17 protein-coding genes are annotated in these 20,457 nt (G+C 66.0%); 11 read left to right on the top strand and 6 right to left on the bottom strand.

The window, feature by feature from the left end; genetic code table 11:
* Positions 1-65: 65 nt before the first annotated feature.
* Together catA and ASPU41_RS14650 are read right to left on the bottom strand one after the other, a co-directional pair.
* Positions 66-929, bottom strand: coding sequence for a catechol 1,2-dioxygenase (gene catA / locus ASPU41_RS14655; RefSeq protein WP_197515855.1), 864 nt, complete (start codon positions 927-929; stop codon positions 66-68).
* A 104-nt stretch (positions 930-1,033) separates the two neighbouring features.
* Entirely contained in the window at positions 1,034-1,948 is a 915-nt protein-coding gene (locus ASPU41_RS14650) for a LysR substrate-binding domain-containing protein (protein ID WP_069951529.1), read from the bottom strand.
* A 314-nt stretch (positions 1,949-2,262) separates the two neighbouring features.
* Between ASPU41_RS14650 and benA the strand changes: the two genes are divergently transcribed.
* The 6 genes from benA to ASPU41_RS14620 all read left to right on the top strand — a co-directional run bounded on the left by benA (position 2,263) and on the right by ASPU41_RS14620 (position 10,496).
* Entirely contained in the window at positions 2,263-3,633 is a 1,371-nt protein-coding gene (gene benA, locus ASPU41_RS14645) for a benzoate 1,2-dioxygenase large subunit (protein WP_069951528.1), read from the top strand.
* A gap of 28 nt (positions 3,634-3,661) precedes the next feature.
* Complete coding sequence (benB, locus tag ASPU41_RS14640) at positions 3,662-4,207, top strand: benzoate 1,2-dioxygenase small subunit (RefSeq protein WP_083266537.1); 546 nt, start codon at positions 3,662-3,664, stop codon at positions 4,205-4,207.
* Positions 4,208-4,235: 28 nt separating this feature from the next.
* Complete coding sequence (gene benC / locus ASPU41_RS14635; RefSeq protein ID WP_069951527.1) at positions 4,236-5,291, top strand: benzoate 1,2-dioxygenase electron transfer component BenC; 1,056 nt, start codon at positions 4,236-4,238, stop codon at positions 5,289-5,291.
* On the top strand, positions 5,288-6,094 hold the full coding sequence (locus tag ASPU41_RS14630; RefSeq protein ID WP_197515670.1) for a 1,6-dihydroxycyclohexa-2,4-diene-1-carboxylate dehydrogenase: 807 nt from the start codon (positions 5,288-5,290) through the stop codon (positions 6,092-6,094). Before benC ends, ASPU41_RS14630 begins: the two co-directional genes overlap by 4 nt.
* Before the next feature lie 91 nt (positions 6,095-6,185).
* Positions 6,186-7,580, top strand: coding sequence for an MFS transporter (locus tag ASPU41_RS14625; protein ID WP_069951526.1), 1,395 nt, complete (start codon positions 6,186-6,188; stop codon positions 7,578-7,580).
* 72 nt (positions 7,581-7,652) lie between these two features.
* Positions 7,653-10,496 (top strand): helix-turn-helix transcriptional regulator, encoded by a 2,844-nt coding sequence (locus tag ASPU41_RS14620; protein ID WP_083266536.1) that lies wholly within the window; start codon positions 7,653-7,655, stop codon positions 10,494-10,496.
* Positions 10,497-10,566: 70 nt separating this feature from the next.
* Here ASPU41_RS14620 and ASPU41_RS14615 read toward each other — a convergent pair whose 3' ends face one another.
* Positions 10,567-11,505, bottom strand: coding sequence for a 5'-3' exonuclease (locus ASPU41_RS14615; RefSeq protein WP_197515669.1), 939 nt, complete (start codon positions 11,503-11,505; stop codon positions 10,567-10,569).
* Between the two features lie 58 nt (positions 11,506-11,563).
* Positions 11,564-11,911 carry a GNAT family N-acetyltransferase gene (locus ASPU41_RS14610; protein WP_083266535.1) on the bottom strand — a complete coding sequence of 116 codons (348 nt, stop codon included), beginning with the start codon at positions 11,909-11,911 and terminating at the stop codon, positions 11,564-11,566.
* Between the two features lie 121 nt (positions 11,912-12,032).
* On the opposite strand from ASPU41_RS14610, the gene ASPU41_RS14605 reads away from it, so the two are divergent.
* From ASPU41_RS14605 to ligD, 3 genes are all read left to right on the top strand, one after another.
* Positions 12,033-13,199, top strand: a complete 1,167-nt coding sequence (locus ASPU41_RS14605) for a cytochrome P450 (RefSeq protein ID WP_069951524.1) — start codon at positions 12,033-12,035, stop codon at positions 13,197-13,199.
* A 93-nt stretch (positions 13,200-13,292) separates the two neighbouring features.
* Positions 13,293-13,715 (top strand): alternative ribosome rescue aminoacyl-tRNA hydrolase ArfB, encoded by a 423-nt coding sequence (arfB, locus tag ASPU41_RS14600; protein WP_069951523.1) that lies wholly within the window; start codon positions 13,293-13,295, stop codon positions 13,713-13,715.
* 121 nt (positions 13,716-13,836) lie between these two features.
* A complete protein-coding gene (gene ligD / locus ASPU41_RS14595) occupies positions 13,837-15,081 on the top strand; it encodes a non-homologous end-joining DNA ligase (protein WP_069951522.1) in 1,245 nt (414 codons plus the stop codon).
* 27 nt (positions 15,082-15,108) lie between these two features.
* Here ligD and ASPU41_RS14590 read toward each other — a convergent pair whose 3' ends face one another.
* A complete protein-coding gene (locus ASPU41_RS14590) occupies positions 15,109-15,864 on the bottom strand; it encodes an IclR family transcriptional regulator (protein WP_069951521.1) in 756 nt (251 codons plus the stop codon).
* 304 nt (positions 15,865-16,168) lie between these two features.
* Complete coding sequence (locus ASPU41_RS14585) at positions 16,169-17,548, bottom strand: FAD-binding oxidoreductase (RefSeq protein ID WP_331712761.1); 1,380 nt, start codon at positions 17,546-17,548, stop codon at positions 16,169-16,171.
* 290 nt (positions 17,549-17,838) lie between these two features.
* On the opposite strand from ASPU41_RS14585, the gene ASPU41_RS14580 reads away from it, so the two are divergent.
* A complete protein-coding gene (locus tag ASPU41_RS14580) occupies positions 17,839-20,025 on the top strand; it encodes a malate synthase G (protein ID WP_069952717.1) in 2,187 nt (728 codons plus the stop codon).
* On the top strand, positions 20,022-20,450 hold the full coding sequence (locus ASPU41_RS14575) for a GlcG/HbpS family heme-binding protein (protein WP_069951520.1): 429 nt from the start codon (positions 20,022-20,024) through the stop codon (positions 20,448-20,450). The genes ASPU41_RS14580 and ASPU41_RS14575 overlap by 4 nt, the downstream gene beginning before the upstream one ends.
* Positions 20,451-20,457 lie beyond the last annotated feature (7 nt).

Below are 20,457 nucleotides of genomic sequence, written 5' to 3'. Positions count from 1 at the left end.
CTGCACAGTGCATGTGTACTTCCTTCTCTGGATATCTTCTTGAGCCCTCTTTGACAGCCTCCGGCTCAGGGGCGGACGGCGTCCAGGACAAAATCGTAGGTAACTTCGACGCCGGGAGAAGCTGCCCGGGCCGTCGGGGCCAGGACCAGCTCGGGCTTGACGGCCGAGGCGATGTCGTCCGAGAGGTGCTGGTCACCTTCGAAGTAGAGCTGTGCCGTGAGCAGCTGGCAGCCGGGCGCGGAGACCTTCAGGTGCAGGTGCGCGGGGCGCCAGGCGTGCCATCCTGCCGCCCCAATCAGCTTGCCGCAGGCGCCGTCGGTCGGGATCTGGTACGGGGCCGGCTGGACGGTGTTCAGCGCGAAGTTGCCCTGGGCGTCTGCGACGACGGTGCCGCGAAGGTTCCACTCGGGCAGGCCGGGCGCGAACTGCGAGTAGAAGCCGTTGTCGTCAGCATGCCAGATTTCCACGTGCGCGCCGGGCAGCGGCCTGCCGTCGACACCGCGGACCTGGCCCTGGAACAGCAGGGGCGTGCCGCCTTCGTCATCCCGCATCGGCAGCGTGGCCGGCGATTCGAACTGGGGCGAACCCGGTACGTAGTAAGGGCCCTCGATCGTGCCCTTGTTGCCCTCGCGGTCCTCCGTGGAGACCTCTTCGATGACGTGCTCCACCCACACATCCAGGAACAGCGGCCATTCGCCGTCCTCGCCCACCCTGATCAGCCAGGACTTCAGGGCATTGAACTCGTCATAGCTGACCTTGTGCTTGCGGACGGTCTCATAGACCGCGCCCAGCACTTCGTTGGCCAGCAGGGACACGCGTTCCTTCGGAACGCTGAGCGCCTCGGTTTTGCCGCTCTCACGGAACCGTTCCGTGGCGGCGTTGCCGGACTCAGCGGCCTTGGCATCAAATTCGTTCAGCTGGGTTGTCATCATTGACTCACTTTCTTGGTCAGGTGCCTGCTGCGGTGCGGGCACCCGGTTGGGATTGTTGCTCTACGGGACGGCGGGCGTGATCGCCTCAACGGCGAAGATTCTCACCGGAGCCCTCCGGGCTGGGCCGGGTCGATAAAGACTCTGTTGTCATCGAGCATGGTGAGGAACGCGCCAACCAGGGCCGAGCTGTCGTGGTGGCGCCACGACAGCGCGAGGTCCACCACATCCGCTCCGAGCAGCGTCCGGTAGTTGACCCCGTCCAGGGCGATCCCCCGCGCGGACTCGGGTAAAACTGCCACGCCGAGGCCTGCCGCCACGAGCGACAACTGGGTGGAAGTTTTTGCCGATTCGTGGGCAACATGGGGGTGGAAGTCAGCGGCCCTGCACGAGCGGATCACCGCGTCGTTGACCACTGAACGTGACGCTGCCGGGTACATGACGAAATCCTCGGCCCGCAGCTCGCCCATGCTCACGGAATCGCCTGCGGCAAGCCGGTGACCGGCCGGGAGCGCTACGACAAAATGCTCACGGGCAATGCGACGCAGGGCCAGAGACGCATCACGCACGGGCGGGCGCAGGACGCCGATGTCCAGCTCGCCTGCGGTCAGCGCCTGTTCGATGGCCGGTGTGAGCATTTCGGTGCTGATATCCAGCACAACGCCGGGTAGCTGATCCTTGACGAGCCGGGCCAGGCGCGGGACCTGGGTGTAGGACGCCGTCCCGGTCAGCCCGATGCGGAGGGTGCCGGCTTTTCCTTCGGCGAAGCTGCGTGCCCTGCGGGCCGCGTCGTCCACGCTCCGCAGGATCCGCCGTGCGTCCTCGAGAAACACTTCGCCCGCGGGTGTCAGCTTGACGCTGCGTGTGGTCCGGGCAAGCAGTTCGACCGCGAGTTCGGCTTCGAGCCGCCGTATCTGCTGCGAGAGCGGGGGCTGGGCCATTTGCAGGCGTTCTGCCGCTTGGCCGAAGTGGCAGGTCTCGGCAACCGCCACGAAGTAGCGCAGATGACGCAGTTCCATGCCGCACCGACTCCTTCGTGGTCGTTTCCGCACTGCCGCGGCCGGTCGCAGGCCCCGGCTCCGTCGTGGTTGGTTGTTGGTTCAACATCGTAGGGCCGAATTTGGTATTAAACAAATATACAATCCCGCGCCTTTCAGACTTTCGAAGTATCAATGGATGCCTAGGCGACGCTAGGCAAATACCTAGTGTGATGCGCGCCACGCGCTGGCAGGGTTGAAGCATTCACCATTGACCGGCCGATCGTTCGGCGGTCCGCCCGGGCACCGCAGCCCGGCACCACGGGCAACGCGGCCCGGTATCGATAGGAGCCAACATGACAGAGACCCTGGCGGGCATCCGAGCCCACCTCGACGAGGCCCTCGTGGAGGATCACGAAAACGGCGTCTTCCGCGCCAAGCGCAGCATCTTCACCGACGCAGACCTTTTCGAACTCGAGATGAAGCACATCTTCGAAGGCAACTGGGTGTATCTGGCGCATGACAGCCAGATCCCGAACGTGGGCGACTACTTCACCACCTACATCGGCCGTCAGCCGATCATCATCTCCCGCGACAAGCAGGGCGGACTCAACGCCCTGATCAATGCCTGCAGCCACCGCGGCGCGATGCTCTGCCGCCGCAAGACGGACAACCGCACGACGTTCACCTGCCCGTTCCACGGCTGGACCTTCAACAACACCGGCAAGCTACTCAAGGTCAAGGATCCCCGTGACGCCGGCTATCCGGAGCAGTTCAACAAAGAGGGCTCCCATGACCTGACAAAAGTGGCCAGGTTCGAGAGCTACCGGGGCTTCCTTTTCGGCAGCATCAACCCGGACGTGCTGCCCCTGGAAGAGCACCTGGGCGAGTCCACGAAGATCATCGACATGATCGTCGACCAGTCCCCGGACGGCCTGGAAGTCCTGCGCGGCGCGTCCACCTACACCTACGACGGCAACTGGAAGCTGCAGGCCGAGAACGGCGCCGACGGTTACCATGTCTCCGCGACACACTGGAACTACGCAGCCACTACGGCCCGCCGGACCACCGGGGAGTCGGCCAACGAAACCAAGAACATGGACGCTGGCGGCTGGGCCAAGCAGAAGGGCGGCTACTACTCCTTCGACCACGGCCACCTGCTGCTCTGGACGGAATGGCTGGACCCGTCCAATCGTCCGCTGTTCGACCGCAGGGACGAACTTGTCGAGAAGTATGGCGTGGAGAAGGCCGACTGGATGATCAACATCTCGCGCAACCTGTGCCTGTACCCGAACGTCTATTTGATGGACCAGTTCGGTTCGCAGATCCGGCACTTCCGTCCCGTCTCCGTCGACAAGACCGAGGTGACGATCTACTGCATCGCGCCCAAGGGTGAGAGCGAGGAGAACCGCGCCAACCGGATCCGCCAGTACGAGGACTTCTTCAATGCCTCCGGCATGGCCACCCCCGATGACCTGGAAGAGTTCCGCTCCTGCCAGAAGACCTATCTGGCCACCGCCGCTCAGTGGAACGACCTCAGCCGCGGGGTCATGCACCAGATCGCCGGCCCTGATGCCAACGCCGACAAGATCGGCCTCAAGCCCATTTCCAGCGGCGCCAAGACCGAAGACGAGGGTCTCTATCCCATTCAGCACGGCTACTGGGTGGAGACGATGCGCAAGGCCGCAGCCGCCGAAGAAGCAGCCGAAGCCGCCGCCCAGAACTAGGTCCGCAAGGAGCCAGAGGAGAATCCCCATGACACAAACCATTGAATCCGCCCCCCAGGACGCAACGGTCTTCGCGCCGGCGGGCCCGGCAACCCTGGAAGAAATCCGCGCTTTCCTCTACCGCGAGGCGCGTTTCCTGGACGACCGCGACTTTGACCGCTGGCTGGACTGCTATCACCCCGAAGCCGAGTTCTGGATGCCGGCGTGGGCCGACGACGATCAGCTCACCAGCGATCCCCAGCGCGAAATTTCGCTGATCTACTACGCCAACCGGGGAGGCCTGGAGGACCGCGTCTTCCGCATCAAGACCGACCGCTCCAGCGCGACAAGCCTGCCGGAACCGCGAACGGGCCACAACATCACGAACGTGGAAATCGTTGAGTCCCGCAGCAGCGAGGTTGATGTCCGCTTCAACTGGTTCACGCTGTACTACCGCTACCAGAACATCGACCCCTACTTCGGAACGTCGTTCTACACCATCGATTACGCCGGCACACAGCCCGTCATCACCAAGAAAAAGGTCGTCCTCAAAAACGACTACATCCACCACATCGTGGATATCTACCACATCTAGCTTCCGAAAAAACTGGAGTCGAGCCCCCATGACCTATCAGATTGCCCTCAGCTTTGAGGACGGCGTCACCCGCTTCGTCACTGCGAACCCCAACGAAACCGTCGCCGACGCCGCTTACAAATCCCGCATCAATATCCCCTTCGACTGCCGCGACGGTGCCTGCGGCACCTGCAAGGCGTTCTGCGAGTCGGGAAAGTACGACGGCGGCGACTACATCGATGAGGCCCTCACCGAGGATGAAACCGAGAAGGGCTTCTGCCTCCCCTGCCAGATGGTTCCGGAAACAGACCTGGTCCTGCAGATCGCCGGTACCTCGGAAATGGCCAAGGCCGGCGCCACGACGTTCGAGGGCAGCGTCAGCGAACTGACCTGGTTCGCTGACAACACCGCCGCCCTCACCCTTGCCGTGGCAAACCGCGCGGACCTGAAGTTCCTCCCGGGCCAGTACCTGAATTTCGCGGTCCCCGGCACCGACGCCACACGCTCCTATTCCTTCAGCAGCGGCCCCACCGCACAGGAGCTGCGCTTCCTCATCCGCACGGCGCCTGACGGGGCCATGACCACTTACCTGAAGGAACGTGCCGCCGTCGGCGACATCATCCCGCTGACCGGACCCATGGGCAGCTTCTTTCTTCGGGACATCAAACGTCCGGCACTGATGCTGGCGGGCGGCACCGGAATCGCGCCGCTGCTTTCAATGCTCGAAAAAATCGCCACCAGCCTTGAAGAGGCGCCCGCCCATCCCGTTCACCTGGTCTACGGCGTCACGTTCGACAAGGACCTGGTGGAGCTGGACAAGCTGGAGCGGTACGCCGACGCCATCGAGAACTTCAGCTTCACCACGTGCGTGGCGGACCCGGAGAGCGCTGCGGAGAATAAGGGGTACGTCACCCAATACATCACGGCCGCCCAGCTGAACGACGGCGACGTGGACGTTTACCTGTGCGGACCGCCCGCCATGGTGGACGCCGTCCGCAAGTACTGGGACACCCGGGGCATCACCCCCACAAACTTCTACTACGAGCGCTTCGCCGTCGGCAGTACTGCAGCCGCAGCGACGGCTCTCGCCGGGGCCGTCGTTTGAGCCCGAACGGTGCCCGGGCGATCAGCCCGGGCCGGTTCGCCGGCAAGGTCGTGGTGGTGACCGGAGCGGCGCAGGGAATCGGTCACGCGGTTGCTTCGCGCGTCGCGGCAGAAGGCGCCGACATCATCCTGGTGGACCGGGCCGAGCTCGTCCATGAGGCTGCCGGGGAGCTCGCGGCCGGCGGCGCGTCCGCGTTCGCCATCACGGCAGACCTGGAACACTACGCCGGCGCCAGTGCCGCCATCGAGGAGGCCTGGTCCCGCCACGGCCGGATCGACGTCCTCATCAATAACGTGGGAGGCACCATCTGGGCGAAGCCCTTCGAGCATTACGAGCCCGAGGAGATCAGCAAGGAAATACAGCGTTCGCTGTTTCCGACGCTGTGGACCTGCCGCGCGGTTCTCCCCCACATGATCAGCCAGCAGGGCGGCGTCATCGTCAATGTCGCCTCCGTCGCCACGCGCGGGGTCAACCGCGTTCCCTACGCCGCAGCCAAGGGCGGCGTGAAAGCCATAACGGCGGCCCTGGCCCTCGAGGCCGCTCCGCACGGCATCCGCGTGGTGGCCACGGCCCCGGGAGGAACGGAAGCTCCGCCCCGCCGTGTCGTTCGGGGTCCGCAGCCCGAGGGGACGAACGAATTGGCCTGGTACCAGCAGATTGTTGACCAGACCATCGAGTCGTCGCTGATGAAGCGGTACGGGACCCTCGACGAGCAGGCCGGTCCCATCGCATTCCTTGCCTCGGACGAGGCCTCCTACATCACGGGCAGCGTCCTCGCTGTTGCCGGTGGCGATCTGGGGTGAGTTTTCGCCCCGGCCGTGCCGGCTTCGATTTCCAATCCCGATTGACCTCAACCTGCCGCAATGACGCGGCCCAGGCCCTTGGAGCCAATAAATGAATGCACTTGCCGCATCCACGGATGCCACACGCAAGAAGACCGTCCGCTGGGTGATGGCTGTTGCCGCCGCAGCCCTGATCTTTGACGGTTATGACCTGGTGGTCTACGGAACTGTCGTTTCGTCGCTGCTGCGCGACCCCAGCCAGATTGGGGCACTCGATGCTGCCCAGGCCGGCGTCCTGGGAAGCTACGCCCTGCTGGGCGTGATGGTGGGCGCCCTCACCGCCGGCGCCGTCGGGGATTTCCTGGGCCGGCGGAAGCTGATGCTCATCAACATCGTCTGGTTTTCGCTGGGCATGGCATTCACCGCCATGGCCACCAGCATCCCGGCCTTTGGGTTCCTCCGGTTCCTGACCGGGATCGGCGTCGGAGCCCTCGTCGCAACGGCCGGAGCCGTTGTCGCCGAATTCGCCCCCGCCGGCAAGCGCAATTTCTACAATGCGCTGGTGTATTCGGGTGTGCCCGCCGGAGGCCTGCTCGCCTCGCTGCTGGCCATCGTGCTGGGCGGGGTGACGGACTGGCGCGGCCTGTTCATGATCGGCGCCCTGCCCCTGGTCATCCTGTTCCCGCTGGCGTACTTCAAACTGCCGGAGTCACCGAAGTGGCTCCTCGCCCGAGGGCGCACGGACGAGGCCACCGCGCTGTCGCTGAAGACGGGTATTCCGCTCGAAGACGGGCACGCCGGCAGCACAGCTTCCGGGATATCAACGGTCCCCCCGGCGGCGGTCAACAAGGCCGGCCGGCCGCTGGCCGGCTTCGCCGCCCTGACCACCGGCAACTACCGGACACCAACCATTCTGCTCGGGCTCATGAGTTTCTGCGGCCTGCTGCTGACCTACGGGCTGAACACCTGGCTTCCGGAAATCATGGGCCAGCACGGCTACGGCAAGACCTACTCCCTGACGTTCCTCCTTGCGCTCAACGCCGGAGCCGTGGTCGGCGGGCTCGTCGCCTCACGGTCGGCGGACAGGGTTGGTCCCCGCGCGGTCGTTGCAACAACGTTCGTGATCGCAGCGGTTTCCCTCATCCTGCTGACGCTCGGCTTTCCGCTCCCCGCGCTGCTGATCGCCGTTGCTTTTGCCGGGGTGGGCAGTCTGGGTACCCAGGTTCTGGTCTACGGGTTCGTTTCCAACTACTATCCGACGCCGGCACGGGCGGCCGGCGTCGCATGGTGCGCAGGGTTCGGCCGCCTGGGCGGCATCCTCGGGCCGCTCGTCGGCGGGTTCCTGATCAGCGCCAGGGCACCGAGCAACGTCGCGTTCGTGGTCTTCGCCGCCGTCGCGCTGGCCGGTGGACTCGTCACCTTCTTCGTCCGCAGGCACCGCATCGCGGCCGAACCTGTCCAGCCGCTGAGCGGAGAAGTGCTCGCACCAGCGTCCCAGGCGGGGTGATCACCAGCGGGGCCGGCGGGTACTGGGACGCACTTCACACCGCCGGCACTCTCCCCCGTAAGGTTGGACACAATGTTTGACAACGAAGCCGGACACTTGGCCGGGCGCACTGCGGCGACCCGAGCGCTGGCGGACCTGCTCCGGACCGCCCGCTCGGGGACGCCCGCCGTAGGCGTCGTACGCGCCAGCCAGGGGATGGGCAAAACCGCCCTGGTGGAATCCTTCCTGCGCCGTGAAACAACCGCCGGGATCCGGCCGTCGATTCTCAGGGCGGCCGGTGCCGTCTGGGAACGACGCACCGACTTCGGGGTAATCCAGCAGTTGCTGTCCGGAGCGCCCCGGGGTGCCGCTCCCGGCGGGGCCGAACCTCCAGCTGAACCGGCGCCCGCGGAATACCCTGCCGTCACCGCAGCTCCGTCGGTCTACGGGAAGATGCTGCTTTCCACGATTGACCGCTGCACCGCCGGGGATAGTGCAGTGCTGGTTCTCTGGATCGACGACCTCCAATGGGCCGACCTGCCCTCGCTTCAGGCCCTGCTTTACGCGTTGCGCCGCGTGGGGCAACAGTCACTCCTGACCCTGTTGGCTACGGATTTGACCGTCAGTGAACTGGATGAAGGTGCCGCAGGACTTCTCAGTTTTCCCGCCGCCCGGACCATAAGGCTCGGCCCGCTCACGCCAGGGGACGTGCAGTTGATGGCACGACACGTGCCCGGATCCGCGGGCTCGGAACTTCCGCTGTCCGCCGCAAGGATCCTGGTGGAGCACACGGGCGGCCGCCCCGGGCTGGTCCAGCCGCTGCTGGAGCAGTATCCGGCCACCGTCTGGTCCACCGGTCAGAGGGTTCTTCCAGTGCCCACGGAGCTTCGGGCATTTGTCCAGGCCAGGCTGGCGCAGCTGCCGCCAGCCGCGGCCGCGCTCACCGAGGCGGCAGCAGTGCTGGGCGCGCGATCCCCGCTGGCGCTTGCCGCGGAACTGTCCGGTGTTTCGGACGCTGCAGCCGCCGTGGATGCGGCTGCAGCTCTGGGTCTGCTGACACTTTCACCTGTCGGGACGGAGACCCTCCTCGAGTTTCCGCTCCCGGCAGTGCGGTCAGCCGTCTATCAAAACCTCGGACCCGGCCGGCAGTCGACGTTGCATGCCGCAGCCGCACGCCTGCCGGGTATCGGGGCCGAGAAGCTGAGGCACCGGGCTGCCTCTGCACTCCTGCCCGACGCTTCGCTTGCCCGCGAACTCGAAGCAGCGGCGACGGCCCACGCCGCATCAGGTGCCTGGGGTGCCGCCGCCGACGCCTACGCGGATGCCGCCCGGCTCAATCCGCAGGGTCTGGAACGCGAATCACTCCTGATCATGGCCGTCGATGCGATGGTCGGGGCCGGACAACTCCCCCGGGCCGTATCGGCCGTCGAGACCATCGCGCCCAGCCCGCGCGGCGACGCGGTGCGCGGGTACCTCGCTGTCCTCCGCGGCCGCCCCATGCAGGCCGACGCCCTGCTCCGCAAGGCCTGGAATTCCGTCGACCCGGCCACCGATCCCGGAACGGCCGGGCAGATTTGCCAGCGTCAGGTGCTGCACGCACTGGCCCGCTTCAACGGCAGGGACCTCGTGACGTGGGCTGTCCGGGCCAGGCTTACGGCGCCACCGAACAGCCCGCCAGCTTTCGAGGCACAAGCCATCGAGGGCCTCGGGCTCGGCGCGATGGGCCGGTACGCCGAAGCGGAGGCGAGTTACGAGGCTGCAGACCAGCCCCCTGAAGACAGCGCCCCATACCAGCGTATCCACATGGGCAGAGGGTGGCTGCGCCTTGCCATGGACGAGGTGGATGAGGCCCGGACCGAACTCGCCAGCGCTGTTCCCACTGAATTTGCCCGCGGTTCCCACCGCATCACCCTCTGGGCCCAGGCCTGGCAGGCCAGGGCTGACGTTGCCCTGGGCGCCTGGGACGGCGCGCTGAGAACGGTAGAAAACGCCGTGGCACTGCAGGAAGAGTCCGGCATAGAGCTTCTCAGCCCGCTCCTGCACTGGACCGGCGCGCAAATTCACGCGCTCCGCGGCAACCGGGACGCCGCGGCCCACCATCTGGAGCGCGCTGCCGTCGCCGCCGACAGCTACCCGATAATGCTCCTGCCCTACTGCCTCGCCCAGGCGCAAGTGGCGGAAATCAAGGCGGACTACGACGGCGTGCTCCGCGCGCTGCTGCCTGTCGTCAGGCTCGAACGCAGCAACGGCATTGACGAACCGGGATTCTGGCCGTGGCAGGACCACTACGCCAACGCTTTGGTCATGGTCGGACGGATTGCAGAAGCGGACGCGTTCCTGCGCCCTCACGAGCGGCTGGCAGAGCAACGCCAGCACCGGTCAACAATGGCGCGCCTGGCCTCGGTTCGGGGCAGAATCCAGGCGGCGGCCGGCGATTTTGACGCCGCCCGCAGCACGTTCCTTGGCGGTCTCGCCCACCTGGAGAAACTGCCGATGCCCTACGCACGGGCCCGAGTGATGTTTGTGTACGGCCAGTCCTTCCGCCGTGCCGGAAAACGCAGGGAAGCTGCCGGGATGCTGATTCAGGCCCGCGATCTGTTCTCTGTCCTGGGTGCCGCGGCCTATACCGACCGGTGTGAGCGGGAACTGCGTGCCAGCGGAGTCAGCACCGACGAGAACCGGCGGCTGACCGCAACCGCTCCGGTGACGACCGAGGCCGCACCTCTTTTCGACGACCTGACGGAACAGGAACAAGCAGTTGCCTCGCTGGTCGCTTCGGGCCTGACCAATAAGGACGCCGCAGCCGAACTCTACGTGTCCGTCAAGACCGTGCAGTACCACCTCACCCGGATCTACCGGAAGCTCCACGTCAGCTCGCGGTCGGAGCTGGCCGCTGCCTATCTGGAGCGGGCCCCGGGCCCCGGGCCGGGGAAATAGCGGAACCCCTTCCGCACGCCGGGATAGAACCGACGTCCGGGGCGTGTCTCGTCACGGCGTGGCCCTCCCCTCAGTGACGCCGGTCGAGGGCTTCGAGGAGCCGTCTGACCGAGCCGCCGAGGTTCCATTCGGTCGCGAGACGCTCGAGTTCGGAACGGGCATCGCCGGCGACGGGGCGCAGTAGCGCGCCCGCCTCCTCAAGCGATGGCAGCTCCAGGTTGCGCACGACCCGCACGACGGCGGGCGCGACCTCGAGGTAGTCCCCGGCCGCGTCGAGCTTCGACCGCACCGACGCGGACAGCCCGCTTCCTGCATCCGCCGCCGCCGCGAGCAGCCCGTCGAGCGTGCCGTACTCCCCCAGCAGCGACGCCGCGGTTTTCTCACCGATGCCGGCGACGCCCGGCAGCCCGTCGGAGGCATCACCCCGGAGGGTCGCGTAGTCGGCATACTGCCCGGGCAGCACCCGGTACTTGCCGACGACGACCGCGTCGGTGAGGACTTCGAGGTTTTTCATGCCGCGCGCGGTGTAGACCACCCGCACCTGGCGGGTGTCGTCAACGACCTGGAAGAGGTCGCGGTCGCCCGTCACCACGTCGACGGGAAACCCGGCGTGGCTGGCGTAACTGCCGACGACGTCGTCGGCCTCATGTTCGGCAGCCCCCACGACGGCGATGCCCGCGAGGCCAAGCACCCGGCGGATCATCGGAAGCTGCGCCTCGAGCGCGTCCGGCACGACCTCCACATCGGTGCCGCCCGCAACGACCTCCGCGACCCGGTGGGACTTATAAGTCGGGATCAGGTCCACGCGCCACCGCGGACGCCAGGCGTCGTCCCAGCACGCAACGAGATGCGTCGCGTTGTAGTCGGTCGTCAGCCGCGCGATCATGTCCAGCAGCCCGCGGACGGCGTTCACCGGCGTGCCGTCCGGGCGGCGGATCGTATCGGGGACGCCGTAGAAGGCGCGGAAGTACAGCGACGCGGTGTCGAGCAGCATCAGGCGGTGTGGCATAACTGATCCTGACACGGAAGACACTGCCAGAGAACCCGGCTCGTGCCAGGGCTGACGTTCAAAGCTCATGGTTGTCATACAGCATCGGCTCGGTGCCGTTTGGTTCGGTGTTGCTGAAACCGCGTGCTTCGTAGAACCGGCGTGCCTCGAGGTCCTCACTGTTGACGTTGATTTCAAGCAGCTCGCCGCCGCGCTCTCGTACCAGCCCGCAGCCGGCGGCGAGCAGTGCGCTGCCCAGACGCCGGCTGCGCAGTCCCGGACGAACGTAAAGCTCGTCCAGGATCGCGACCGGCCCCTGGTACCGGCGGACGACGGCGGGAACTTTCCCGCCGTCGTCCTCTTTCGTGGTTCCGCCCCCGGGCGCGGGACGCAGCCGGACGCCGTCGCAGCCTGGGGACGGCAGCACAACTTGCCTAGTGACGCGCGGGGCGGGCGTTGGATAAACTCAGGTTCCCAGGAGCCATTACCCGACGCCCCGACGTTTCGGCCAGGCCGACAGATCGACGGGCTGAGCAGAGAGGCCAGCCATGGACTTCGCCCCGGCCACCGAGCATCCGCTGGATCCTTTCCCGCATTACGAGCGAATGCGGAAAGACGCACCCGTCTTTCACGACGAGCAATCCGGGAGCTGGCATGTTTTCCGGTATGAGGACGTGCAGCGGGTGCTGTCCGAATATGCCAGGTTTTCCTCGCGCATGGGCGGCGACGATCCCTCCGAGACAGGCCACCTGTTCGCGTCCAGTCTGATCACCACCGATCCCCCGCGCCACCGGCAATTGCGCTCCCTGGTGACCCAGGCCTTCACGCCGAGGGCTGTGGACGCGCTGGCTCCCCGCATCTCAGCGCTCACGGAAGAGCTCCTGGACGGGGTTGCTTCCCTTGGAACAGCGGACCTGATCCAGGCGTTGGCGTACCCGCTGCCGGTCATCGTGATCTCCGAACTCATGGGGATACCCGCCGGTGACCGTGACCGGTTCAAGCAGTGGTCCGATGTCATCGTGAGCCAAACGCGGACCGGCGCGGCGGACGAGGACCACCATGCCACGAACCTGGAGATGACCGGGTACTTCCTGGAGCTGATCGAACAGCGCCGGAGCCGGCCCGGCAATGATTTGATCAGCAATCTGCTCTCCGCCGAGATCGACGGGCAGAAACTGAGCGTGGCCGAACTGCTGGGCTTCTGCGCCCTGCTGCTCGTCGCCGGCAACGAAACAACCACGAATCTGATCGGCAACGCGGTTCTTTGTTTTACCGAAGTGCCCGGCACCATCGAACGGATCGTGAACGAGCCGGCACTGCTTCCCCCGGCCATCGAGGAAGTGCTCCGCTTCCGGTCGCCCGTCCAGTCCATGTACCGGGTCACGGTTGCTGACACCAGCCTGGGCGACGTGCCGATTCCCGCCGGCGCCCCGCTGGTGGCGTGGATCGGCTCCGCGAACCGCGACGAGCGGCAATTCCGGCGCCCGGCCCAGTTCGACATCGACCGGGCTCAGAACCGGCACCTGGCCTTCGGCCACGGCATTCACTTCTGCCTCGGTGCACCGCTTGCAAGACTTGAAGCACGGATCGCGCTGCAGGCCATTCTCACCCGGCTGCCCGGCCTGGGAGTCGCGGCGGGATCGCGGCTTGAACGGATGGAAAGCACCATCGTCTACGGACTGAAGACACTCCCGGCCAGCTGGCAGGCATCCTGACCTCTGCGGCGCCCCTTCCCCGCACCCAGCAGGAACCAGCTGCACCGCAGAACCCCCAGCCTCTGTTCGGCGCATCCGTGCGAGACTTGTGGCATGGATCTGGAGGTGTCGCCGGCGCTCACGATTCCTGCGTCGGAACTCCGCTGGAGGTTCTCGCGCTCGTCCGGGCCGGGCGGCCAGCACGTGAATACCTCTGACAGCCGCGCGGAGCTGTCCTGGAACATCGCCGGCTCCGCGGTGCTCTCGGATGACCAACGGCTGATGCTGCTCACGCGTCTTGGGCGTCGCCTCATCAAGGGCGTGATCACCGTGACGGCCTCCGAGCGTCGCTCACAGCTCCGAAATCGTGAGATCGCCCTGGCCAGGCTCGCCGAGCTCGTCACCGAGGGACTTGCTCCCGCTGCGGCTCACCGCCGTCCGACGAAGCCCACCAGGGGCTCCGACCGGCGGCGCCTCGCCACGAAGCAACAGCGGTCAGCGACCAAACGGCAACGGCAGCGGCCGTCCGCCGAGTAGCACCGCAGCGGACCGGTTGATGTCCGGCTGGTCAGCGCCGGGACCGGGCACTTTCCTGGTCAATTCCGCGGACCGCACAGCGGGTCTGGCTGGGACATCCGATCATTGCTAGCGTGGCGGAATGAGCCCGTCGAAGACCCCGGCCGAGATCCTCAACATTGCCGGCACCGAGGTTCGCATCTCGAGTCCGGACAAGGTGGTGTTCCCTGAGCCCGGTCTGACGAAGCTCGACCTGGTTCGCTACTACCTCGCCGTCGCGGAGGGTGCACTGCGGGGCGCCGGCGGACGGCCCATGGTGCTCAAGCGCTTCCCGAAGGGGATCGGCGCTGAGCCGTTCTTCCAGAAGCGCGTGCCGGAAAACCACCCCGGCTTCATCGACACAACGACGCTGCACTACGCGTCGGGGACATCAGCCGAAGAGGCCGTCATCCGGGATGCTGCGGGCCTGGCGTGGGTCGTGAATCTTGGCTGCCTGGAGCTCAACCCGCACCCCGTGCGCGCCGAGGACCTCGAGCACCCCGACGAGCTACGGGTCGATCTGGACCCGATGCCGGGGGTCGACTGGAAGCAGATCATCGACGTCGCCTATGTCGCGCGGGAGGTACTCGGGGACGTGGGACTGGTGGGGTGGCCGAAGACCAGCGGATCGCGGGGACTGCACATCCTGGTGCGCATCGCACCCCGGTGGTCGTACCGCGACGTGCGGCTCGCCGCCGAGACCCTCGCCCGCGAGGTGGAGAACCGAGCTCCGGGCCTCGCCACCGCCCGGTGGTGGAAGGAGGAGCGCGGCGAGAGTGTGTTCGTCGACTTCAACCAGAACGCGAAGGACCGCACCGTGGCATCGGCGTACTCGATCCGGCCCCTGCCTGACGCCCGGGTCTCGACGCCGCTCACCTGGGACGAGGTTACCTCCACCCGGCCGGAGCAATTCACGGTGCCCACGGTGCTGGAGCGCTTCGCAGCGGTTGGCGACGCCCACGCCGGCATCGACGGCGCGGTCGGGACACTCGACGGGCTCCTCGCCCTGGCTGCCGAGCTTGGCCCCGCCGATAAGCCGCCGCGCGGCGGCGACGGCTCGGGCCGCCGGCAGTCGGTGATGCCGCTTATCGAGGTGGCTCGTACGAAGACCAAGCACGAGGCGCTCGCGGCGCTCGAGGAATGGAAGACCCGGCATGCGGACCTCGTCCCGGCCCTGCATCCCGCCGACATACTCGTCGACGGAATGCGCGGATCGAGTTCGCTCTGGTACCGGGTGCGGGTGAACCTGCAGCACGTCCCCGAAAATGACCGTCCGCCACAGGATGAGCTCATCGCTAATTACGACCCCTGGGCGGGCAAAGAGTGGCCGGGGCGCCCTGGGGCCTGACACCGCTGTCAGCCTTCAGGTGGCGGGCTAAGTCAGGCTCAGCTCATCCGAGATTGCCTGGGCGGCCTCACGAAGCAGGGGAACTGCCCGGTCCGCAAAGGCCTGGTCCACCCGGGATACCGGACCGGAAACGGAAATGGCCATGGGTGTGGGCGCGTTCGCGACGGCCATGGCAAAACACCGGACGCCGATCTCCTGCTCCTCTTCGTCGACGGAATAGCCCCGCTGCCGGATCTTCGCCAGATCCTTCAACAGGGTATCGATATCCCCGATGCTCTTGCTGGTCGGGGTGGGCATACCGCTGCGGGAAATAATCCCCCGGACTGTCTCGTCGTCCAGTTGGGCCAGGATCGCCTTGCCGACACCGGTGGAATGCGTGTGGGCACGCCGCCCCACTTCGGTGAACATGCGCATGGAATGTCGGGACGGTACCTGAGCCACGTAAATGATCATGTCCGCGTCAAGGACAGCCATGTTGGAGGTCTCCCCCAGACGGTCCACGAGGGATTTGAGTTGAGGCCGGGCCAGAACCCCGAGTTGTTTATTGGCGCCTTCGCCCAGCCGGATCAGTCGAGGGCCCAGAGAGTACCGTCGATTGGGCAACTGCCGGACATAGCCCAGAGTGACCAGGGTGCGCAGGAGACGGTGGATCGTGGGAAGCGGCAGCTCGGTGGAGGATGACAGTTCGCTCAGCATCACCTCGCCGCCGGCATCCGTGATCAGTTCCAAAAGTTCAAAAACGCGCTCGACTGACTGAACGCCTCCAGGGTTCTTTTCAGCCATGTTGATGTCTCCTGATGCTCGCTGCTGAAAACTTTTATCCGCATGATGAAAAAAGTTGCTTATGATTCCCAAGATACAACAAGCCTCAGCGCATAATCACCAGGCTTGCTTGGAGAAGAACCGGACGTCCTCGAGCCGTTGCCGCAGGCTTCGGGAGCGCTGTGGTTGCCGGGCGCTCAACGCCCTCTCACGGCAACGGTGTGGATGGCGAAACCGGGCGGGAAGCAGATCGACGCGAGTGGCGTCGATCTGCTTCCCAGTGAACGGGTCGCCCGGAGCCGCGACTTGGTGCGGTCCGGAACCCCTAGATTGCCTTGCCCGGGTTGAGGATGCCCAGCGGGTCAAATACGTTCTTGATGGCGTGCTGCAGCTCGAGGGACTCGCTGCCCAGTTCGTCGTGCAGCCAGTCGCGTTTGAGGATTCCAACTCCATGTTCCCCGGTGAGTGTGCCGCCGAGGCTCCGGGCCAAATCAAACATCTGACCCAGCGCGGCTTTCGCCGGTCCTTCCGTGGAGGGCTGGCCTGGCTCAAGAACGATCATCGGGTGCAGGTTGCCGTCGGCGGCGTGGGCAACGGTGAAGATCCGGACTCCGGTGCGGCGTGAAATTTCCTCGATTCCGGTGACCATCTCGGCAAGGCGTCCGCGTGGAACACCGACGTCGCCAATGCAGACGTTGCCCAGCAATTCCAGGGACGGGATGGCCTCCCGACGCACCTTCAACAGTTCGGCGGTCCTTTCCGGGTCTGTGGCCTTTTCATAGGACGAAGCAAGGGGTTCGATGGCTTGAATCAGCACGTCCTGTTCCAGGAAGGCCCCGTACCCGTCAGTCTGGGCGAGGAGGAAGGCGCCCCCGCGGCTTCGATAGTCGGTCCCCAGTGCGGCATCGACGGCTGACAGGGTCGGACCGTCCATGAGCTCCAGCACAGAGGGCGTGATGCGTGAAGCAATGATGGCAGAGGCGGCTTGAGCGGCGGTAACGATGTCCGGAAAGAATGCTGCGACGGTTGCCGTCGCGACGGGGAGCGGCCGAAGACGCAAAGTCGCTTCAACGACGACCCCGAGTGTCCCTTCGGATCCAATCATGAGGGCGTTGAGGTCATACCCCGTGACGCCCTTGATCGTTTCCCGGCCGGTCACGAGCAGCCGCCCGTCCGGTAGGACAACCTTCAGCGCCAGGACGGACTCACGCGTGACGCCGTACTTGGCACACCGCATGCCGCCGGCGTTCGTGGCAATGTTTCCGCCGATGGAGCAGATGGCGGTGCTGGCGGGATCCGGGGCGTAAAAGAGCCCGTGCTCGCCGGCGGCGGCGTTGACCTCTGCATTGAGGATGCCGGGCTCGACAACGATGATTTGTTCCATCGGATCCAGGCGCAGGATACGGTTCATGCCCGATAGGTCCAGGACGACCTCGCCTGCCTTGGCGGCCGAACCCGCAGCCAGTCCGGTGCCGGCGCCGCGGGCGACGATGGGAACTTTCCCTGCTGTCGCGCGGACCATCGTCTCAACGACGTCGTTGATGCTGGTCGCGTACACGACACCGTCCGGCAGGGTTTCCGGCGTGTACCCGGACCGGTCGGTATTGACGTTCATGCGGTCAGCTTCCGCTGTCGAACCGTGCCGGGCCGCGGCGACGAGCGTCGCCCCGGCCTCTGAATTGATCTCGCTAACGTTGGTCCTCACAAGGTCTGCTCTCTATCGGTATTCTTTGTTTCTTCAATCCGGCAAAGCCCCGAACACGTGTCGGCGGCAAGCCTCCACTCAGCCTGAGAAATTCCACATTGTGAAAATAATCTTTTGTGCAGTGGATAAGAGACTATGTGCGATTCAAATCACAGTCAACAGCCGATCTCCGGCGCGGCGCGGTGCCGCGCCTCCGGGAATTCAACGTTGACAGGGAACCCATGCGCTGGCTAGGTTTAGATATTGGTATCTTTTTTCCACAATACGAGAATTTGAGAAGGATGGCCGGCATGCCGAATCACTTGAAGACCAACGGGCTGAGCGTCGCCGAAGAGCTCTACGCCTTCGTCCGGGACGAAGCGCTGCCCGGAACGGGAATCGAGGCGGACGCATTCTGGGCTGGTGCCGCCGCGCTCATCGGGGAGTTCTCGCCGCGGGTGCGGGACCTGCTGGACACCCGTGACCGGATGCAGGAGCAGATCGACGAGTACCACCGTACGCACGGTGCTACTCCAGTGGATCCGGAAGACTACGAGGCCTTCCTGCGCTCGATCGGCTACCTGGTCGAGGAACCCGGGGACTTCGCCATCACCACCGACCGGGTTGACGCCGAGATCGCGACCGTCTCAGGTCCCCAGCTGGTGGTCCCGCTCCTGAATGCACGATTCGCGGCCAACGCGGCCAACGCCCGCTGGGGCTCGCTCTACGATGCCCTGTACGGCACCGACGTCATCGACGAGGCGGAGGGGCGCGAGCGCACGGGCGGTTACAACCCGGTCCGCGGTGCCGCCGTTGTCGCACGCGGGCGGCAGTTCCTGGACGAGCACACGCCCCTTTCGGGCGGAAGCCACACCGACGTCACCGCCTACCGGATCGCGGACGGCGCCCTCGTCGCCGAGACGCCGGACGGTTTGAAAGGGCTGGCCGAACCGGGACAGCTCGCCGGCTACCGGGGAGTCCCGGACGAGCCCGAGTCCGTGCTCCTGGTGCACCACGGACTGCACGTGGAGATCCAGATCGACCGCGGCCACCTCATCGGCTCGGGCGACCCGGCCGGTGTAAAGGACATTGTGCTGGAGTCCGCGACGACGACGATCATGGACCTCGAGGACTCCGTGGCCGCGGTCGACGCCGAGGACAAGGTCGCGGGCTACCGCAACTGGCTGCAGCTGATGCAGGGCACGCTGACCGCCGAAGTCGCCAAGGGCGGACGCACCTCCACCCGCCGGCTCAACCCCGACCGCGTCTACACTGCACCCGACGGCTCGGAGCTGACCCTGCCCGGCCGCTCGCTGCTGCTGATCCGCCAGGTGGGCCACCTGATGACCAGCGACGCCGTGCTCGACGCCGCCGGCGCTCCGGTTCCCGAGGAAATCCTCGACGCCCTGTTCACAGGCCTTGGCTCCGTGCACGACCTGCGCGGGCCGCACGCCGGTCACAACTCGCGGGCCGGGTCGGTCTACATCGTTAAGCCGAAGATGCACGGACCGGCTGAGGTCGGCGTGGCGTGTGCGCTGCTTGCCGGCACCGAGTCCGTGCTGGACCTCGAACCGCTCACCCTGAAGATCGGAATCATGGACGAGGAGCGCCGCACCTCAGCCAACCTGAAGGCGTGCATCTGGGAGGCACGGGAACGCGTCGCGTTCATCAATACCGGATTCCTGGACCGCACCGGCGACGAGATCCACACCTCAATGCTCGCCGGCCCCATGGTCCGCAAAGCCGACATGCGTCACTCCAGCTGGATCAAGGCCTACGAGGACGCCAACGTCGACATCGGACTGGAGTGCGGTTTCAGCGGTCGGGCCCAGATCGGAAAGGGCATGTGGGCGGCTCCGGACAACATGGCGGAGATGCTCGCCCAGAAGGGCGCTCACCCGCTCGCCGGCGCCGACTGCGCCTGGGTCCCCTCGCCGACCGCCGCGACCCTGCACGCCACCCACTATCACCAGGTCGACGTTGACGCCCGGCAGGCCGAACTCGCCGGGAAGCGCCGCTCGACCCTGCGGCAACTGCTCACCATCCCCGTCGGTGACCCCGCCGACTGGGACGCCGATGCCCGGCGCAACGAGCTGGACAACAACATCCAGAGCACGCTGGGATATGTGGTTCGCTGGGTGAACGACGGCGTCGGGTGTTCCAAGGTCCCCGACATTAACGGCACGGCACTGATGGAGGACCGCGCCACCTGCCGCATCAGCTCACAGCACGTCTCCAACTGGCTGCTGCACGGCGTCATCACCACGGAAGAGGTGGAAGCGTCACTGCGGCGGATGTCCGCAGTCGTCGACGAACAGAACGCCTCCGACCCTGACTACAGGCCTCTGTCCCCGGCGTTCGATTCCGAGGCGTTCCTCGCAGCGCGCGAGCTCGTTCTCGAGGGAGCGGCTCAACCATCCGGCTACACGGAGCCCATCCTGCACCGGCGCCGTGCGGCGCGCAAAAACACCGACGATCTGGCAAGGAACGCATCATGAGCTTGAAATTGGCATCCGCCCAGTCCATCATTGCCGACGCCCTCGCAGCGGGCCAGCAGCACGGCTTCAAACCGCTGACCGTCGTCGTGCTCGACGCGGGCGGTCACGTCATCGCCGCCGTGCGCCAGGACGGCGCTTCGAATAATCGCTTTGAGATCGCACAAGGCAAGGCGTACGGGGCGCTGGCTCTCGGGATGGGCTCGCGTGCCATCATGGAGCGCGCCGAGCAGCAGGCCTACTTCATCGCGGCAGCGACCGCCGCTCTGGGTGGCCGGCTCATCCCGGTGCCCGGTGGCGTGCTGGTACGGGACAACGACGGCACGATCCTGGGTGCCGTCGGCATCAGCGGCGACAGCTCCGACAATGACGAGACCGCAGCATCGACGGCGATCGAGGCCGCCGGCCTGACGGCTCAGGTGGACTGACGCTCCT

It is taken from the genome of Arthrobacter sp. U41, assembly GCF_001750145.1.
In the GTDB taxonomy this organism is placed as follows: Bacteria; Actinomycetota; Actinomycetes; order Actinomycetales; family Micrococcaceae; genus Arthrobacter.
This window is presented reverse-complemented; position numbering and strand designations above follow the sequence as displayed.

Excerpts from the sequence above, each read along its gene's own strand:
- catA (WP_197515855.1), bottom strand. The coding sequence starts at position 929 with ATGACAACCCAGCTGAACGAATTTGATGCCAAGGCCGCTGAGTCCGGC.
- ASPU41_RS14605 (WP_069951524.1), top strand. The coding sequence starts at position 12,033 with ATGGACTTCGCCCCGGCCACCGAGCATCCGCTGGATCCTTTCCCGCAT.
- benC (WP_069951527.1), top strand. The coding sequence starts at position 4,236 with ATGACCTATCAGATTGCCCTCAGCTTTGAGGACGGCGTCACCCGCTTC.
- ASPU41_RS14620 (WP_083266536.1), top strand. The coding sequence starts at position 7,653 with ATGTTTGACAACGAAGCCGGACACTTGGCCGGGCGCACTGCGGCGACC.
- benB (WP_083266537.1), top strand. The coding sequence starts at position 3,662 with ATGACACAAACCATTGAATCCGCCCCCCAGGACGCAACGGTCTTCGCG.
- ASPU41_RS14625 (WP_069951526.1), top strand. The coding sequence starts at position 6,186 with ATGAATGCACTTGCCGCATCCACGGATGCCACACGCAAGAAGACCGTC.
- arfB (WP_069951523.1), top strand. The coding sequence starts at position 13,293 with ATGGATCTGGAGGTGTCGCCGGCGCTCACGATTCCTGCGTCGGAACTC.
- ASPU41_RS14650 (WP_069951529.1), bottom strand. The coding sequence starts at position 1,948 with ATGGAACTGCGTCATCTGCGCTACTTCGTGGCGGTTGCCGAGACCTGC.
- ASPU41_RS14615 (WP_197515669.1), bottom strand. The coding sequence starts at position 11,505 with ATGCCACACCGCCTGATGCTGCTCGACACCGCGTCGCTGTACTTCCGC.
- ASPU41_RS14590 (WP_069951521.1), bottom strand. The coding sequence starts at position 15,864 with ATGGCTGAAAAGAACCCTGGAGGCGTTCAGTCAGTCGAGCGCGTTTTT.
- benA (WP_069951528.1), top strand. The coding sequence starts at position 2,263 with ATGACAGAGACCCTGGCGGGCATCCGAGCCCACCTCGACGAGGCCCTC.
- ASPU41_RS14580 (WP_069952717.1), top strand. The coding sequence starts at position 17,839 with ATGCCGAATCACTTGAAGACCAACGGGCTGAGCGTCGCCGAAGAGCTC.
- ligD (WP_069951522.1), top strand. The coding sequence starts at position 13,837 with ATGAGCCCGTCGAAGACCCCGGCCGAGATCCTCAACATTGCCGGCACC.
- ASPU41_RS14575 (WP_069951520.1), top strand. The coding sequence starts at position 20,022 with ATGAGCTTGAAATTGGCATCCGCCCAGTCCATCATTGCCGACGCCCTC.